The 17,519-nt window shown below is 61.9% G+C and carries 17 protein-coding genes; 9 read left to right on the top strand and 8 right to left on the bottom strand.

The features are described from left to right. Window positions 1-11 precede the first annotated feature (11 nt). The 6 genes from INT12_RS27165 (at window position 12) to INT12_RS27140 (ending at window position 6,955) form a co-directional block, all read left to right on the top strand. Entirely contained in the window at window positions 12-902 is an 891-nt protein-coding gene (locus INT12_RS27165; protein WP_046385260.1) for a carbohydrate ABC transporter permease, read from the top strand. Between the two features lie 10 nt (window positions 903-912). Then, a complete protein-coding gene (locus INT12_RS27160) occupies window positions 913-1,743 on the top strand; it encodes a carbohydrate ABC transporter permease (RefSeq protein ID WP_017848429.1) in 831 nt (276 codons plus the stop codon). A 46-nt stretch (window positions 1,744-1,789) separates the two neighbouring features. Further along, a complete protein-coding gene (locus tag INT12_RS27155) occupies window positions 1,790-2,893 on the top strand; it encodes an ABC transporter ATP-binding protein (RefSeq protein ID WP_046383191.1) in 1,104 nt (367 codons plus the stop codon). 16 nt (window positions 2,894-2,909) lie between these two features. Then, window positions 2,910-4,391, top strand: coding sequence for a mannitol dehydrogenase family protein (locus INT12_RS27150; protein ID WP_046383190.1), 1,482 nt, complete (start codon window positions 2,910-2,912; stop codon window positions 4,389-4,391). Between the two features lie 137 nt (window positions 4,392-4,528). Further along, the gene (gene xylB / locus INT12_RS27145; protein ID WP_193040264.1) at window positions 4,529-6,004 is read left to right on the top strand and encodes a xylulokinase; all 1,476 of its coding nucleotides are present in this window, start codon (window positions 4,529-4,531) and stop codon (window positions 6,002-6,004) included. Window positions 6,005-6,016: 12 nt separating this feature from the next. After that, window positions 6,017-6,955 carry a carbohydrate kinase family protein gene (locus INT12_RS27140; protein WP_046483665.1) on the top strand — a complete coding sequence of 313 codons (939 nt, stop codon included), beginning with the start codon at window positions 6,017-6,019 and terminating at the stop codon, window positions 6,953-6,955. 105 nt (window positions 6,956-7,060) lie between these two features. Here INT12_RS27140 and INT12_RS27135 read toward each other — a convergent pair whose 3' ends face one another. Continuing rightward, window positions 7,061-7,330 carry a DUF1652 domain-containing protein gene (locus INT12_RS27135; protein WP_017848424.1) on the bottom strand — a complete coding sequence of 90 codons (270 nt, stop codon included), beginning with the start codon at window positions 7,328-7,330 and terminating at the stop codon, window positions 7,061-7,063. A 245-nt stretch (window positions 7,331-7,575) separates the two neighbouring features. Beyond that, entirely contained in the window at window positions 7,576-8,598 is a 1,023-nt protein-coding gene (gene ilvA, locus INT12_RS27130; protein ID WP_193040263.1) for a threonine ammonia-lyase, biosynthetic, read from the bottom strand. A gap of 272 nt (window positions 8,599-8,870) precedes the next feature. On the opposite strand from ilvA, the gene INT12_RS27125 reads away from it, so the two are divergent. Continuing rightward, window positions 8,871-9,071: a ParD-like family protein gene (locus INT12_RS27125; RefSeq protein ID WP_003190946.1), complete on the top strand. Its 201-nt coding sequence runs from the start codon at window positions 8,871-8,873 to the stop codon at window positions 9,069-9,071. After that, the gene (map, locus tag INT12_RS27120; protein ID WP_017848422.1) at window positions 9,071-9,826 is read left to right on the top strand and encodes a type I methionyl aminopeptidase; all 756 of its coding nucleotides are present in this window, start codon (window positions 9,071-9,073) and stop codon (window positions 9,824-9,826) included. The genes INT12_RS27125 and map overlap by 1 nt, the downstream gene beginning before the upstream one ends. Before the next feature lie 24 nt (window positions 9,827-9,850). Here map and INT12_RS27115 read toward each other — a convergent pair whose 3' ends face one another. Both INT12_RS27115 and INT12_RS27110 read right to left on the bottom strand, forming a co-directional pair. Continuing rightward, window positions 9,851-10,789, bottom strand: coding sequence for a magnesium transporter CorA family protein (locus tag INT12_RS27115; RefSeq protein WP_017848421.1), 939 nt, complete (start codon window positions 10,787-10,789; stop codon window positions 9,851-9,853). A gap of 6 nt (window positions 10,790-10,795) precedes the next feature. Further along, complete coding sequence (locus INT12_RS27110) at window positions 10,796-12,382, bottom strand: RimK family protein (protein ID WP_226926321.1); 1,587 nt, start codon at window positions 12,380-12,382, stop codon at window positions 10,796-10,798. A gap of 94 nt (window positions 12,383-12,476) precedes the next feature. Here INT12_RS27110 and INT12_RS27105 point away from each other — a divergent pair, with 94 nt between their 5' ends. Then, window positions 12,477-13,577, top strand: a complete 1,101-nt coding sequence (locus INT12_RS27105) for a GNAT family N-acetyltransferase/peptidase C39 family protein (protein WP_017848419.1) — start codon at window positions 12,477-12,479, stop codon at window positions 13,575-13,577. Window positions 13,578-13,615: 38 nt separating this feature from the next. Here the strand turns inward: INT12_RS27105 and INT12_RS27100 are convergent, their stop codons facing one another. The 4 genes from INT12_RS27100 to INT12_RS27085 all read right to left on the bottom strand — a co-directional run bounded on the left by INT12_RS27100 (window position 13,616) and on the right by INT12_RS27085 (window position 17,331). After that, window positions 13,616-14,401 carry a sulfite exporter TauE/SafE family protein gene (locus INT12_RS27100; protein ID WP_017848418.1) on the bottom strand — a complete coding sequence of 262 codons (786 nt, stop codon included), beginning with the start codon at window positions 14,399-14,401 and terminating at the stop codon, window positions 13,616-13,618. A 91-nt stretch (window positions 14,402-14,492) separates the two neighbouring features. Then, window positions 14,493-15,263 carry a class I SAM-dependent methyltransferase gene (locus tag INT12_RS27095; protein WP_102618168.1) on the bottom strand — a complete coding sequence of 257 codons (771 nt, stop codon included), beginning with the start codon at window positions 15,261-15,263 and terminating at the stop codon, window positions 14,493-14,495. A gap of 58 nt (window positions 15,264-15,321) precedes the next feature. Next, complete coding sequence (locus tag INT12_RS27090) at window positions 15,322-16,626, bottom strand: ATP-binding protein (protein WP_193040262.1); 1,305 nt, start codon at window positions 16,624-16,626, stop codon at window positions 15,322-15,324. 3 nt (window positions 16,627-16,629) lie between these two features. Beyond that, window positions 16,630-17,331: a response regulator transcription factor gene (locus INT12_RS27085; RefSeq protein ID WP_017848415.1), complete on the bottom strand. Its 702-nt coding sequence runs from the start codon at window positions 17,329-17,331 to the stop codon at window positions 16,630-16,632. Window positions 17,332-17,519 lie beyond the last annotated feature (188 nt).

The following is a 17,519-nucleotide window of genomic DNA, read 5'->3' as shown; positions in this document are numbered from 1 at the left end:
TCTTGATCACCATGAATACAACACGCAAAAGCCGCCTGGCAAACCCCGGCTGGTTTCTCGTCAGCCCCTCGGTAGCCTTGCTGCTACTGTGGATGATCGTGCCGCTGGGCATGACCCTGTACTTTTCGCTGATCCGCTACAACCTGCTCTACCCCGGCGAAAACCAGTTCGTGGGGCTGGAGAACTTCACCTACTTCATCACCGATTCGGGCTTCCTGCCCGGCGCCACCAATACCCTGTTGCTGGTGGGCAGCGTGCTGCTGATCAGCGTGGTGTTCGGCGTATTGATCAGCGCCCTGCTGGAGGCCAGTGAGTTCTTCGGCCGCGGCCTGGTGCGGGTGTTGTTGATCTCGCCGTTCTTCATCATGCCCACCGTCGGTGCGCTGATCTGGAAGAACCTGATTTTTCACCCGGTGTCGGGGATTCTCGCCGCCGTGTGGAAGCTGTTCGGCGCGCAGCCGGTGGATTGGCTGGCGCATTACCCACTGCTGTCGATCATCATCATCGTCTCGTGGCAATGGCTGCCCTTCGCGATCCTGCTGCTGATGACCGCCATGCAGTCCCTCGACCAGGAACAAAAGGAAGCCGCACGCCTGGACGGTGCCGGCGCCATCGCGATCTTCTGGCACCTGACCCTGCCCCACCTGGCGCGCCCGATTGCCGTGGTGGTGATGATCGAAACGATCTTCCTGCTCTCGGTGTTCGCCGAAATCTTCACCACCACCAACGGCGGCCCCGGCTACGCCTCGACCAACCTCGCCTACCTGATCTACAACCAGGCGCTGGTGCAGTTCGATGTGGGCATGGCCTCGGCCGGCGGCTTGATTGCCGTGGTCATCGCCAACATCGCGGCGATCATCCTGGTGCGGATGATCGGCAAAAACCTGACTGACAAACCTTGAGGGCCGCGCCATGACGCTTCAACAATCCCGCCGCCTGCAAAGCCTGCTGCTCGGCACCCTGGCCTGGGCCATCGCGATCCTGATCTTCTTCCCGATCTTCTGGATGGTGCTGACCAGCTTCAAGACCGAGATCGATGCGTTCGCCACGCCGCCGCAGTTCATCTTCACGCCGACGCTGGAGAACTACCTGCACATCAACGAACGCAGCAATTACTTCAGCTACGCGTGGAACTCGGTGCTGATTTCGTTCAGCGCCACCGCCTTGTGCCTGCTGATCTCGGTGCCGGCGGCCTACTCCATGGCGTTCTACGAGACCCAACGCACCAAGGGCACCCTGCTGTGGATGCTGTCGACCAAGATGCTGCCACCGGTGGGCGTGCTGATGCCGATCTACCTGCTGGCCAAGAGCTTTGGCCTGTTGGATACGCGTATCGCGCTGATCATCATCTACACCCTGATCAACCTGCCGATCGTGGTGTGGATGGTTTACACCTACTTCAAGGACATCCCCAAAGACATCCTCGAAGCCGCCCGCCTGGACGGCGCCACCCTGTGGCAGGAGATGGTCCGCGTGCTGCTGCCGATCGCCAAGGGCGGGCTGGCGTCCACGGTGCTGCTGTCGCTGATCCTGTGCTGGAACGAGGCGTTCTGGTCGCTGAACCTGACCTCGTCGAATGCCGCGCCGCTGACCGCGCTGATCGCCTCCTACTCCAGTCCCGAAGGCTTGTTCTGGGCCAAATTGTCGGCCGTGTCGACCCTGGCCTGCGCGCCGATCCTGATTTTTGGCTGGATCAGCCAGAAACAGCTGGTGCGCGGGTTGTCCTTCGGCGCCGTGAAATAACGGCTTCTCTCTAACAAAAACGAATTCAGAAGCGGAGGCCCATCCCATGGCCAACCTGAAAATCAAGAATCTGCAAAAAGGCTTCGAAGGCTTTTCCATCATCAAGGGCATCGACCTGGAAGTGAACGACAAGGAGTTCGTGGTCTTCGTTGGCCCGTCGGGCTGCGGTAAATCCACGCTGCTGCGGCTGATCGCCGGCCTGGAAGAAGTCAGCGAAGGCACCATCGAGCTCGATGGCCGCGACATCACCGAAGTCACCCCGGCCAAGCGCGACCTGGCGATGGTGTTCCAGACCTACGCGCTGTACCCGCACATGAGCGTGCGCAAGAACATGTCGTTTGCCCTCGACCTGGCCGGCGTCGACAAAAAGCTGGTGGAGAGCAAAGTCAGCGAAGCGGCGCGCATCCTCGAACTGGGCCCGCTGCTGGAGCGCAAGCCCAAGCAGCTGTCCGGCGGCCAACGCCAGCGCGTGGCGATCGGCCGGGCGATTGTGCGCAACCCGAAGATTTTCCTGTTCGACGAACCGCTGTCCAACCTCGACGCCGCGCTGCGTGTGCAGATGCGCCTGGAACTGGCGCGCCTGCATAAAGAGCTGCAAGCGACCATGATCTATGTGACCCACGATCAGGTCGAAGCCATGACCCTGGCCGACAAAGTGGTGGTGCTCAACAGCGGCCGCATCGAGCAGGTCGGTTCGCCACTGGAGCTGTATCACCAGCCGGCCAACCTGTTTGTCGCGGGCTTTCTCGGCACGCCGAAAATGGGCTTCCTCAAGGGCAAGGTCACGCGGGTCGAGGGCCAGGGCTGCGACGTGCAACTGGACGCCGGCAGCCTGATCAGCCTGCCGCTGAGCGGCGCCACCTTGAGCGTGGGCAGCGCGGTGACCCTGGGCATTCGCCCGGAACACCTGGAGATTGCCGCGCCGGGCCAGGCCGGCCTGACCGTCACCGCCGACGTCGGCGAGCGTCTGGGCAGCGACACCTTCTGCCACGTCATCACCGCCAACGGCGAGCCGCTGACCATGCGGATTCGCGGCGACATGGCCAGCCAGTATGGCGAGACGCTGCACCTGCACCTGGACCCGGCGCACTGCCATCTGTTCGACACCGACGGCGTGGCCGTCACCCGACCACTGCGCGCCGCCGCCTGATTTCGCGAGAGTTATGATGAAACTGAATAAACACAACCTCACCCAATTGGCGCCGGAAGTGAAAATCCCGACTTACGCCATTGCCGATACCCGCCAGGGCATCGCCCATATCGGCGTCGGCGGTTTCCACCGCGCGCATCAGGCGTATTACACCGATGCGCTGATGAATACCGGCGAGGGTCTGGACTGGAGCATTTGCGGCATCGGCCTGCGCAGCGAGGACCGCAAGGCCCGCGACGACCTGGCCGGCCAGGACTACCTGTTCACCCTGTATGAACTGGGCGACAGCGACGACACCGAAGTGCGCGTGATCGGCTCGATCAGCGACATGCTGCTGGCCGAGGACGGCGCCCAGGGGCTGATCGACAAACTGGCCAGCCCGCACATCCGCATCGTCTCGCTGACCATCACCGAAGGCGGCTACTGCATCGACGACAGCAATGGCGAGTTCATGGCCCACCTGCCGCAGATCCAGCACGACCTGGCACACCCGCAGGCGCCGAAAACCGTGTTCGGCTTTATCTGCGCCGCGCTGACCCAACGTCGCGCCGCCGGCACGCCGGCGTTTACCGTGATGTCCTGCGATAACCTGCCGCACAACGGCGCCGTCACGCGCAAGGCCCTGCTGGCCTTCGCCGCCCTGCACGACGCCGAACTGCATGACTGGATCCAGGCCAACGTGACGTTCCCCAACGCCATGGTCGACCGCATCACGCCGATGACCAGTACCGCGCATCGCCTGCAATTGCACGATGAGCACGGCATCGACGATGCCTGGCCGGTGGTGTGCGAGCCGTTTGTGCAATGGGTGCTGGAAGACCGCTTCGTCAACGGCCGCCCGGCCTGGGAAAAGGTCGGCGTGCAGTTCACCGATGACGTCACGCCTTATGAGGAAATGAAGATCGGCCTGCTCAACGGCAGCCACCTGGCCCTGACTTACCTGGGGTTTCTCAAGGGGTATCGGTTCGTTCACGAGACCATGAATGACCCGTTGTTCGTCGCGTACATGCGCGCTTACATGGACCTGGACGTCACGCCGAACCTGGCGCCGGTGCCGGGCATCGACCTCACGCAGTACAAGCAGACCCTGGTCGACCGCTTCTCCAACCAGGCGATTGCCGACCAGTTGGAGCGCGTGTGTTCCGATGGCTCGTCGAAGTTTCCCAAGTTCACCGTGCCAACGATCAACCGCCTGATTGCCGATGGGCGCGAGACCGAGCGCGCAGCGTTGGTGGTGGCCGCGTGGGCGTTGTACCTCAAGGGTGTCGACGAGACTGGCGCGGCCTACAAAATTCCCGACCCGCGCGCCGAGTTTTGCCAGGGCCTGGTGAGTGACGATGCGCGGATCAGTCAGCGCCTGCTCGGCGTGGAGGAGATTTTCGGCACGGCTATTCCCAAGTCGGCTGAGTTTGTGGCAGCGTTCGAGCGGTGCTATGCGAGCCTGCGCGACAACGGCGTCACAAAAACACTGCAGCAACTCCTGAAGAAACCGGCTTAAACCTGTGGGAGGGGGCTTGCCCCCGATAGCGGTGGGTCAGTAAAGAACATTTACACTGAAACACCGCCATCGGGGGCAAGCCCCCTCCCACATTTGAAGCGCATTTACAATCCAACAACAATGCTGAGCAAACCCTCATGACCCAGCAAAACCTGTTCCTCGGCATCGACTGCGGCACCCAAGGCACCAAAGCCATCGTCCTCGACGCCTCCAGCGGCAAGGTGCTGGGCCTGGGCGCCGCGGCACACACACTGATCAGCGGCGCCAACGGCCGGCGCGAGCAGCACACCCAGGAGTGGCTGGACGCCTTTACCGAAGCCACCCACCGCGCCCTGCAACAGGCCGGCGTGGACGGCCAGGATATCCTCGGCATCGGCGTGTCCGGCCAGCAACACGGCCTGGTGTTGCTCGATGACAGCGGCCAGGTGCTGCGCCCGGCCAAGCTGTGGTGCGACACCGAAACCGCCGCCGAAAACGAGCGCCTGTTGCAATACCTGGGGGGCGAAAGCGCTTCGCTGGAGCGTCTCGGCGTCGCGATCGCGCCGGGCTACACCGTGTCCAAACTGCTGTGGACCCGCGAGCAGCACCCCGAGGTGTTCGCGCGCATCGCGCATATCCTGCTGCCTCACGACTACCTCAACTACTGGCTCACCGGCCGCGCCGTCGCGGAATACGGCGATGCCTCGGGCACCGGCTACTTCAACGTGCGCAGCCGTACCTGGGACGTGGCGCTGCTCCAGCACATCGACCCCAGCGGCCGCCTGCAGGCAGCCTTGCCGACGCTGACCGACCAAGCCGTCGGCACGATCCTGCCGGCCATCGCCGAACGCCTGGGCATCAACCCCGACGCCATCGTGTCCAGCGGCGGCGGCGACAACATGATGGGCGCCATCGGCACCGGCAACATCACGCCCGGCGTGATCACCATGAGCCTGGGTTCATCGGGCACCGTGTATGCCTTCGCCGACCAGCCCAACGTCAGCCCCCAGGCGTCGGTCGCGACCTTCTGTTCCTCCAGCGGCGGCTGGTTGCCGTTGATCTGCACGATGAACCTGACCAACGCCACCGGGGTGATTCGCGAACTGTTCGACCTCGACCTCGACGCCTTCAACGCCCTGGTCGAGCAGGCGCCGATCGGTGCCGACGGCGTGAGCATGCTGCCGTTCCTCAATGGCGAACGCGTGCCCGCCCTGCCCCACGCCACCGGCAGCCTGCATGGCTTGACCATGACCAACCTGACCCGCGCCAACCTGTGTCGCGCGGTGGTCGAGGGCACCACCTTCGGCTTGCGTTACGGCCTTGATCTGTTGCGCCAGACCGGCCTGCACAGCCAGAGCATCCGCCTGATCGGCGGCGGCTCGAAAAGCCCGGTGTGGCGGCAGATGGTTGCCGATATCATGCACACCGAAGTGATCTGCACCGAACAAAGCGAAGCGGCGGCCCTGGGCGCGGCGATCCAGGCGGCGTGGAGCCAGTCCGGCGAGTCCCTGGCCAGCCTGTGCGAAAAATGCGTGAGCGTCGACCCGGCCAGCCGGACCCTGCCGGTGGCCGACAATGTCAGCGCCTATCAACACGCCTACGAGCGCTATCAGCAACACGTGGCAACCCTTTAAGAGCGAACGACTATGTATCTGGTGTGCGGTGAAGCGCTGTTTGATTTTTTCAGCGAGGACGATCCCAGCGGGCAAGCCTCCAAACTCAATTACAAGGCGATTGCCGGTGGTTCGCCGTTCAACGTCGCTGTCGGTTTACGCCGGCTCGGCATCGAGGCCGCGCTGTTCGGCGGCGTGTCCACCGACTTCCTCGGGCAGCGCTTGTTGCAGGTGCTCAGGGACGAAGGCGTCAACCCGCAGTTCCTGGTGGAATTCGCCGCGCCGACCACCCTGGCGATGGTCGCCGTGGGCGCCGATGGCTCGCCGCAATACAGCTTTCGCGGCGAAGGCTGCGCCGACCGCCAATTGACGCGCGCACACCTGCCAACCCTGGGCGATGAGGTTCGCGGGCTGCATGTAGGTTCGTTCTCCCTGGTGGTGCAACCGATTGGCGACACCCTGCTGGCCCTGGTCCAGCGCGAAAGCGGCAAGCGCTTGATCAGCCTCGACCCCAACGTGCGGCTCAACCCGCAACCGGATATCCAGCTGTGGCGCGAGCGCGTGGCCGAACTGGTCAAGTACGCCGACCTGATCAAGGTCAGCGACGAAGACCTGCACCTGCTCTACCCCGACCAATCGCCGGAAAGCGTGCTTGAGGGCTGGTTGCAACACCGCTGCCAGTTGGTCTTCCTCACTCGCGGCGGTAACGGCGCCAGCGTGTTCAGCCGCCAGCACGGGCACTGGTCGCAACCGGCGGTGGAGGTGGTGATGGCCGATACCGTGGGTGCCGGGGACACCTTCCAGGCGGCGTTGATTGCCTGGCTGACCGAGCAACAACTGGATTCGGTCGAGGGCCTGCAGCAACTGACCCGCGCCCAGATCGACGCGATGCTCGGCTTTGCGATCCGTGCGGCCGCCATGACCTGCGGCAAAACGGGCCCGGACCTGCCCTATCGGCAACAGTTGGGGTGAACAAACGATCACAGCCTGCGGCGTTCAGCACGGATTGACGGGTAGCAACAGCATCGGGCCTGGTATTTACCAGGCCCGCAGATCGGTGAAAGCAACGCTCGCTATCTAGTAGTGGCCGCGCCCTGCTGCTCTTTGCAGTGCAGGCCCCTGCGATTGCTTGAGGTCTTCGCGCAACCCGGTGATCAGGTTGCAAATGGCTCGACTGCTGTCGAGTTTGTCAGCATTGATGCCTTTGACTTCCAGATCCACCCGGTCACGGTCGCGATCGTCATAGACCTTGATCGTCAACGAGGCATCTTCAGCTTTGGTGCATTCACACCGTTTAGGCAGGAAACTTCCTTCAATGATACTGCGAAGTTCTAATTCCGAAAGCATGGTCAACCTCTCCTTTCTTGAGACGGCCAATCGATTGTTATAAGTCTTGCAGGCACTTACCCGCCACGTCCTGCCAACCCTGGAAGACGTTTACAATCAATAAGCCTACTCGGCAAAATCCGTTCTCGTTGTAACCTTTCCTCATAAGCAGTACCCAGTCTTGTATAACTTTGTTCAACTCAAATTCACTCGACGAACATCATCGCCGAACAGCTTCGATTAAACGTTTAACCCTGGGCTTTGCGTTAACTGGCACTGTGTGCTGCGGCTCTTTCAGCAACATGTCGCAAACTATCAAAGTTGATATTGGCCCCTGAGTTGACCGCCACCAGCGTCTGCCCGCGCACGCGGTGTTGCCCCACATAGCGGCGAATGCCCGCCACGGCCAAGGCGCCGGACGGCTCGACGATGGAACGCGTATCGTCGTAGATCAGCTTGATGGCACTGCACAGTTCATCGTTGCTGACCGTGACGACGTCATCCACCCAATCCCGGCAGATCTCAAAGCCATGGGCGCCGATCTGCGCCACTGCCGTGCCATCGGCAAACCCGTCCACACTGGGCAGCACCACGCGTTCACCGGCGCGCAAGGCTGCCAACAGACAACTCGAGCCTTCGGCTTCGACGCCAACGATGCGTACCTCGGGCCGCAGGTATTTGACGTAGGCGGCGATCCCGGCGATCAGGCCGCCACCGCCCACCGGCACGAAGATCGCGTCCAGCGCGCCCTGCTGCTGGCGCAGGATTTCCATGCCCACCGTGCCTTGGCCGGCGATCACGTCCGGATCGTCGAACGGCGAGACAAACGTACAACCGCAGGCTTCGGCCAGTTGCAACGCATGGGCCAGGGCAAACGGAAAGCTCTCACCGTGCAGCACCGCTTGCGCCCCTCGCGAGCGCACACCCAGCACCTTCAACTCCGGCGTGCTGCACGGCATGACGATCGTGGCCTTGATCCCCAATTCCCGCGCCGCCAGCGCTACGCCTTGCGCATGGTTGCCGGCCGACGCGGTGATCACGCCGCAGGCCTTCTGCTCGGCGCTGAGTTGCATCAGCTTGTTGTAGGCGCCACGGATCTTGAAGGAAAAGGTCGGCTGCAGATCTTCGCGCTTGAGCAACACCTGGTTGTCGAGCAACAGCGACAGCGCCGGGGCGACCTGCAAGGGGGTTCGCACGGCCAAATCGTAGACCGGCGCGGCGAGGATCTTTTTGACGTAGTGCTCAAGCAGTCCCGAGACAGCGGTAGATGGGACGGGGCAAGTGCTCATGGGAGTCTCCTGGCTTGGGTAAGGGCACCTGGAGACGGAAAAACAAAACCCGCCTCTAGGGCGGGTTTGGGTGCAGCCGAGCGCTATCCCGCCAAATGAGGAATGGCGGTAATAATAATTGGCTGGCAACGCAGGGTTTGAAATGTCATGTCACGAAATTACCCGGCGGTGGCCGGTCAAGTCAATGGCAAGGGGCCATTTCGCTGACGGGGCTTTACGATGGACATACGAAACGTATACGATCCGTATATTCATCTGACACAGTGAAGCACATGGGCATCGTCAAGATCACCGACCAACTGCACGAACAACTACGCCTGGCCAGTGCGGCCATGGACCGTTCCATCAACGCCCAGGCCGAGTTCTGGATCAAGATCGGCCTGCTCGCCGAACTCAACCCGCATTTGCCCTACAACGAGCTGATCAACAAGCTGTTGCTGGACAAGCCGGACCTGATCCGGGGGCGCAGCTGATGATCAAAACCGCCGCACAACTCGCCGTGATGCGCGAATCCGGGCGCCTGCTGGCCCAGGTGTTCAGCATGCTCGACGGTTTTGTCGCCGCCGGACGCTCCACCCTGGAGCTGGACAGCGCCGTCGAAGCCTTCATCCGCCACGAGCTCAAAGCCCGCCCGGCGAGCCTCGGGCAATACGACTACCCCTTCTCCATCAACACCTCGGTCAACGAAGTGGTGTGCCACGGCATGCCCAGCGCCACGCAAGTCCTCAAGGACGGCGACATCGTCAACATCGACATCACCCTGGAAAAAGGCGGCTTTATCGCCGACTCGAGCAAGATGTACATGATCGGTGCCGTCTCGCCGAAGGCACGCCGCCTGGTGGAGATGACCTTCGAGGCGATGTGGGCCGGAATCCGCCAGGTCAAGCCCGGCGCCCGCCTGGGCGACATCGGCCATGCGATCCAGCACCATGCGCAGGCCAATGGTTACAGCGTGGTACGCGAATACTGCGGCCACGGCATCGGCCGGCAGATGCATGAAGACCCCCAGATCCTGCACTTCGGCCGCCCCGGCACCGGGCTGGAGCTGCGCGAAGGCATGGTGTTTACCATCGAGCCAATGCTGAACCAGGGCAGCGCCAAGGTGCGCAGCCTGAAGGACGGCTGGACGGTGGTGACCAAGGACAACAGCCTGTCGGCCCAGTGGGAACACACCGTGGCGGTGACGGCGGACGGGTTCGAGGTGCTGACCCTGCAACCCGCGTCCTGAGCCAGCGCCCACAGGCGTGGGGGTTCACATCACATTCGCACCGCCTGCCATCCGCTTGAGCCCGAGCACCATCAACCCAGCGCCCAGGCCCATCGCTAACAGAAACAGCGGGTACGACACCCACCACGGCGTACCCGCCGTCATCATGCTGAACTCCGACATGCCGCCAATGCTGGCGATCAGGTTGAGCGGCAGAAACACCACATTGATCAACGTCAGCTTGCGCAACAGGTTGTTCATGCTGTTGTTCATCAGGTTGCCGCGCGCGTCGATCAGCCCGGAGAACACGTTGGAATAAATCTCCGCCTGTTTGTAGCACTGGTGGTTCTCGATGATCAGGTCGTCGATCAGGCCGAGAATCTCGGCGCTGAAATGCTCCTTCTCGCCGTGGTTGCGCAGCCGCGACAGCACGGCGCCATTGCTGTGCAGCGCGTTGATGTAATAGATCAGGCTTTCGCTGAGGTTGAACATCTGCATCAGATGATGGTTGCTCATGGACGCGTTGAACTGTTGCTGCAACTCCCGCGCGACCAGCTTGATCACCTTGAGGTGGCCGAGGTAGTGGTGGATGTTGTTGAGCAGCAGATCGAGCAGCACATCCAGCGGCGTGTGCAACGGACGGCGGGCGCCGAGCCCGGACAGCGGGGTTTCATCGGTGGCGATCACCAACAGCCGGCCGGGTGAAAACAGCAGGCCGCAGGACGACACCTCAAACACCAGGGTGCCCCCGCCGGAGTAGTTCTCCGGGCGCTTCCAGATCAGAAACAGGTTGTCTGGGTGAAATTCGATGCGCGAGACTTCATCCGGGTCGAGCGCCGAGGCCAGGGCATGCTCGTCCAGTTTGTGCTGCTCAAGCAGCCAGTTGCGCTCGGCATGGTCAGGGTTGCTGAACAACATGATCGGGGCCTCGTCACTGTCCCCGCTGCGCAACTTTCCATCGATCAATTCAAAGCGCTGGATCATCGCGACTCACCAGACCTGGCCCTGACGCTTCAACTCCAGGCGTCGGACGAATTCCTCCAGCACCAGGCCATACAAGTCGTCCTGCAAGTAGGCATCTTCGATACCGGCATCCAGGTTGGGGTTGTCGTTGACCTCGATCACCACCACCTTGTCGCCCGATTGCTTGAGGTCCACGCCGTAAAGGCCGTCGCCGATCAGATTGGCAGTCTTCACGGCCAACTCCACCACGGCCTTGGGGGCTTCGTGGACCGCCAGGGTGCGGCATTCGCCGTTGATGTCCTGGCCGATGGCCTTGTGGTTGTAGATCTGCCAATGGCCCTTGGACATGAAGTATTGGCAGGCAAAGATCGGTTTGCGGTTGAGTACGCCGATACGCCAGTCGTACTCGGTGTAGAAAAACTCCTGGGCCAGCAGCAACACCGAATGCTCGAACAGTTCGGCGGTGGCCTTGAGCAACGCTTCCTGGCTTTCGACCTTGATCACCCCGCGGGAGAAACAGCCGTCGGGGATTTTCAGCACCAGGGGGAAGCCGAGGCGTTCGCCGACCCGTTCGAAGTCTTCCGGTCGTTCCTTGTAGAGAATCTCGGTGGCCGGCATGCCCAGTTGATGGCTGTTGAGCAGGTCGGTGAGGTAGACCTTGTTGGTACAGCGCAGGATCGACGCGGGGTCGTCCATCACCACCAGGCCTTCGCTTTCGGCTTTCTTGGCGAAACGGTAGGTATGGTTGTCGACGCTGGTGGTCTCGCGGATCAACAAGGCGTCGTATTCGGCCAGGCGCGCGTAGTCCTTGCGCTCGATCAGCTCCACATCGATACCCAAACCCTTGCCGACCCTGATGAAATTTTCCAGGGCCCTGGCGTTGGACGGCGGCAATTGCTCCTGGGGATCATGCAGGATCGCCAGGTCATAGCGGGCCAATCGGCGCGAGCGCGGCTGACGCCAGATCTTGCGGCTGAAGTTGTCGAGGGCGTGGGCGAATTGATCTTCCTGGTCATCACGTAGCTTGTGCAATACGCCGGACTTGACCCCTTCGATATGCCAGCCGTTATTCTTTTTGAATTCAACTAACAAGATCGGACACGGGAACGCTTCAAACAGTTGGCGGGCCAACTCCTGCAACGGCTCTATATTGGTTCGGCCAAAATAAAGTGTCAGCGTAAAGCCTTCGGTATTGCTGTAGAGATGATGACTCAAGGCTTTATCGAGGGTTTTATCCAGGTCGTCCAGGGCCAGCCCGTACAGTGACTTCTTGGTCAGTTCACTGATGGTCCGCACCGATGGAATCACCTTGTGCCCGCGAGCCTCGGCCAACAGTGAGCAGTAGTAACCGTGCCCCAGGTACTTGTAGCCGCGACACAGGTTGATCACCTGCACACGCTTGCCGGTCTCGCTTTCACGGGTTTGTTCGAGATATTCCTGGGCCGTGACGATGTCTTCGCTGGGGAAGTAGGAGGCCCAGTCTTCCTTGCGTTCGACAATGATCACCACTTGGCTCGTGCCTCTGGGCGGAGCAGAAAAATAACCTTTGGACGTTATTGTCGCCGCGACTGTTTGCTCGGATACTTCACGCCAATGACTTTGTACCGCCGACATAATATTTGATCCGCTTTAGAGAACTCGACCTTTTCTATTAAGCACGATCTTTTAGAGAAGTCCCGTTTTGTTACGTAACTTTTACGGCGGTCATATGGCTCTTTTCTTTCGCGTTGCAAGCCCCAGCGATGTGCCGACATTGGTGGCACTGGAACAGCACTGTTTCACCACCGATCGACTGTCGCCGCGCAGTTTTCACTGGATGATCAGCCGCGCCCATGGCGAGTTGCTGGTGGCCGAACAGGACGGCCAATTGCTCGGGTATGCGCTGGTGTTGTTCCATCGCGGCACGTCCCTGGCGCGGCTGTACTCGATTGCCATCGCCGAACACGCGCGCGGCCTCGGCCTGGGCAAGCAGTTGCTGAGTCGCATCGAGGCCTGCGCGGTGGAGCATGACTGTGCGTACCTGCGCCTCGAAGTGCGCGGCGACAACCCCGGCGCCCTCGCCCTGTATGAACGCAACGGCTACCGGCGCTTTGCGTTGATCAACGATTACTACGAAGACCACGCCCCGGCCCTGCGCCTGGAAAAACGCATCGTCCAGCACCAGGACGCGCGCGTGGAGCGTGTGCCGTATTACCCGCAAACCACCGACTTCACCTGTGGCGCCGCCTGCCTGCTGATGGCCATGGGCGCGTTGCTGCCGGAGCGCGTCGCCACACGCCGCGAAGAACTGCAAATCTGGCGTGAAGCGACCACCGTGTTCATGACCGCCGGCCATGGCGGTTGCAGCCCTCAAGGCCTGGCGCTGGCCGCCTGGCGTCGGGGCTTTCGTGTGCGGATGCAGGTGAATGTACGCGGGCCGTTGTTTCTCGACGGCGTGCGCGATCAGCATAAAAAGGACGTCATGCGTTTAGTGCATGACGCCTTCGAGGAAGAGTTGGCCACCAGCACGGTCGAGCAAGTGCTCGGCGGCGCGCTGGATCTGCCCAAGGTACTGCGCGACGGCGGGCAGCCGCTGGTGTTGATCAGCAGCTATCGGCTGACCCGCTCCAAGTCGCCGCATTGGGTGATGGTCACCGACTGCGACGACGACTTTGTCTACCTGCACGACCCGGATGTGGACCACAGCCAGCACCGCCAGCCCCTGGACTGCCAGCACCTGCCGGTCAGCCACGCGGAGTTCGAGCGCATGTGCCGGTTCGGCAACAACAAATTGCGCGCGGCGGTGGTGCTGTTCAAGCCACCGGCTTGATCGAGGCGGTGAGCAGCGGCAATACGCGACCGCGTACCTTAGAAAGCCAGCTTATAACCGATGGTCATCAACATGATCGCCAGGCACGGGCGCAGCACGCCGTCCGGGACTTTACCGGCCATGTGGCTACCGATGTAGATACCCGGCAGCGACCCCATCAGCAAAAAGCCCAGCAGGTGCCAATCCATATTGCCCATGCCGGCGTGGCCCAGGCCCGCTACCAGCGTCAGGGGTACGGCGTGGGCGATCTCGGTGCCGACCAGGCGCCGCGTGGCGAGGAACGGGTAAAGGATAAACAGCGCCACGGTGCCGAGGGCTCCGGCGCCGATGGAGGTCAGTGCCACCATGGCGCCGAGGACCGCCCCCGTGACCACCGTCAGCGCGTTCAGGTTGCGCGGGTGCATGTGGTAATCGTCGCCGGCATGGCGCTGGGCGAAGGCCAACAGGCGATGCTTGAACAGAATCGCCAGGGCGGTCAGCAGCAACACCACGCCGAGCGCCTGTTTGATCACGGCGTTCATCGCGCTGGGGTCGGTGTGCAGGCTGGCGAGGAACCACAGGGTCAGCAGCACGGCGGGCACGCTGCCCAAGGTGAGCCAGCCGGTGATGGTCCAGTCGATGTTCTTGTTTTTGCCATGCACCAGCACCCCACCGGACTTGGTGATGGCGGCGTACAACAAGTCGGTGCCCACGGCGGTGGCCGGGTTAATGCCGAACCACAGCAGGATCGGGGTCATCAAGGAGCCCCCGCCGACACCGGTCATGCCGACGATAAAACCAACGATCAGGCCTGCAACTACGAAACCAACGTTACCCACATCCATCACAGCTACCTGCGGCCTTGTAAAATTCTGGCCGCAGGATAGCGATTTTTCTTATAACCACTTATATCAATATGATCTGACTTTATGCCTTTTACGTCAGTCGCTGGCAAACGTAGGCCTGGGTCTGATAGGGAAAGGCCACCGTATCGCGGCCTTTCAACGCCGGGTGAGTGGCGATCAGGTTGCGTAATTGCGCGGTGACCTCGGTTTTTTCAGCGGCGGGCAGTGCCGCGATAAAGCTGACGGAGAGGAAGCGATCCATGATCACTTCCTGCGGACTGCCGACGTGGTTGTAGGGAAAACAGGTCATCTCGGGGGCGGAAAAATACTCGCCGGTGAACGCCTCGCGCCATTTTCCGCTGTGAAAGCGCGGCGTATCGCCCTCGTAAGGCGTGATGATCGCGGTGATCGCTGCCACCCAGTCCACCGATTCATCCCGCACATTCCACACCAGCCCCAGACGCCCATCGGGCTTGAGCACGCGGTGAATTTCGGCCAACGCGGCCTGGGTGGAGAACCAGTGGAAGGACTGGGCGCAGACCAGCGCATCGGCGCAGGCGGACGCCAGGGGGATGGATTCAGCGGTGCCGTTGACCAAGCGCACATCCGGCAACAACCTGGCCAATTGCGCAGCCATCGCCTGCACGGGTTCGACGGCAATCAGCGTCGGCGCCAGGGCGTTCAGCAGGCGCGTGAACTTGCCGGTGCCGGCGCCCAGGTCGATCACCGTCGACTGCGCGTCGATGCGCAGTACGTCAGCCAGCCAGCCCGTGAGTTGCCGCGGATAGTTCGGTCGGCCCTGGGCGTAAGTGACGGCCTGGGTCGAAAAACCCTGTTGCGCAGACGTGTGAACACCGGTCATTGCCAATCTCTCCTCGGGTAAAGCGGGGACACAGTGTGCGCCTTCCCACCCGGTTTTTCTAATCCGTCACACTCGGCAACCACACACGAAACCGCGCACCGCCGAGCGGTGAAGCCTGCGCGGTCAGGGTGCCGCCCTGGGCTTCGAGGGCGCGCCGGCTGATCGCCAGGCCCAGGCCAAACCCGCCGGTGGAGCGGTCGCGGCTGCGGTCCAGGCGATAGAACGGCTCGAAGATGCGTTCGCGCTGGTCCGGCGGAATACCGATGCCATCATCGTCCACGCAGATTTCGCAGCCCGTGGGACATACCTTGACCCCCACCTGGATGCGTTTGTCGCAGTAGCGCGTGGCATTGCGCAGCAGGTTTTGCAGGGCGCGGGCGGTCAGGCGCGGGTCGAGGTTGAAGCGCTCGACGCTGCAGTCGAGCACCACGTCGATCACAATCTCGGGGTTCTCCAGTTCGTCGTCGACGCTACCCAGCACGCTGTCGATAAACTCATCGAGCACCACCTCGACCCGCTCCGGCAGCTGCGCAGGGTTTTGCAGGCGGCTGTAGGAAAGCAACTCCAACACTAGCTCATCCAGCTCACGGATATGCGCCACCAGGCTTTGCAGGCGCTCGCGGCTGGCCTGGGGCAGGTCTTCGGACAACGCCAGGGCCAGGCCGAAATCCAGGCGTGTCAGGGGGGTGCGCAGTTCGTGGGAGACCGCGTTGAGCAAGTCACGCTGCTGGTTCAACAGGTGTTCGATATCGTCGGCCATGGTGTCGAACACCGTCGCCAGGCTGCCGATATTGGAACTCGGCGGAATGCGCGTGCGTTCGCCAAAATTCCCCTTGCCCAACTGCGTGGCAGTGCTTTTCAGGCGCTCCAGGTCGCGCCAGTGCGGGCGCAGCCATACCAGCAGGCAGGCGAGCAGCGCGGCACCGATCAGTACGTTCATCGACCAGTACAACAGGTTCATGTCCAGCGGGTCCGGCGGGATCGTCAGCTTGACCGCGAACTGCGGGTTGATCGGTGCGCTGACCTCGGCCATCCACCCCCACTCGCCCAGGCGAATCACCGGTTTGCCTTGGGCCAGCAGTTGCTCTTCTTCGGGGGTGTAGCGCGTGTCCTGGTGCAGCAGCAGTTCGACCTTGAGCGGCGCGAAGTCACGGCCCAGTTGCTCGGTGACCTGGGACCAGTGCTCCACCGGCGCCCGCTGGTATTGCTTGACGATGAGTTTCTGCAGGCCGCGGGACTGTTCGACGTTGTAGTCCACGTAGCGGTGCTCGAACACCTGGATCACCAACTTGGGAATCAGGAAGATCGCCGCGCTGTAGGTGACGATCGTGATCAGATAGAGGCGCAGCAGCACACGGAACATGGCTCAGCATTCCCACTCGGATCGGCTGAACAGATAGCCTTTGCCCCACACCGTCTTGATCTTGCGCGCTTCCCCGGCGTGGTCGTCGAACTTGCGGCGCAGCTTGGAGATGGCCACGTCCACCGAGCGGTCGGTGCCGTTGAACTCGATCCCGCGCAGGCGTTGCAGGATCTGGTCGCGGCTGAGCACTTCACCGGCATGCCGCGCCAGCACCACCAGCAGGTTGTATTCGCCGCTGGACAACTCCACCGCCTGTTCGCGCCAGGTCGCGGTGCGTTCCGACAGGTCGATACACAGGTTGCCGATGACGATCTGGTCGTTGGCCACCTGAGGCTCGGACAAGCTGCTGCGGCGCAACAGCGTGCGGACCCGGGCCAGCAGCACGCGGGGCTCGCAGGGTTTGGTGACGTAGTCGTCGGCGCCCATTTCCAGGCCCAGCACCTGGTCGTGGCTGTCATCGCGGGCGGTCAGCATCAGGATCGGCAGGCCCGCCGAATCGGCGCGCAGCAAACGGCACACTTGCAGGCCGTCGAGGCCAGGCAGCATCAGGTCGAGGATCACCAGGTCCGGCGGGTTGAGCCGCGCGCGTTCGCGAACATGGTCACCCCGGCTGAGCACGCTGACGTGGTAGCCATTGCGCTCCAGGTAACTGGCAATCAGTTCGGAGAGCGCGGCGTCGTCTTCGACCAGGAGGATGTTGGGCATGGTGTTTCCAAATAATGCGGTTATGGGTCTTACACAAATCCCATGTGGGAGGGGACTTGCGCCGGTACAGACCGGAGACATCCTTTACGTTTGAAACCGGAGACATCGTTTACATGTATTAATCATGGCCAGGAGGTAACTGGCCATGTCATGGAATCGAGAGTCCCCTATGGACCAAAAAGTCAGAT

Origin of the sequence: Pseudomonas sp. K8, from assembly GCF_014889455.1 — a bacterium.
GTDB classification, from domain to species: domain Bacteria; phylum Pseudomonadota; class Gammaproteobacteria; order Pseudomonadales; family Pseudomonadaceae; genus Aquipseudomonas; species Aquipseudomonas veronii.
This window is presented reverse-complemented; position numbering and strand designations above follow the sequence as displayed.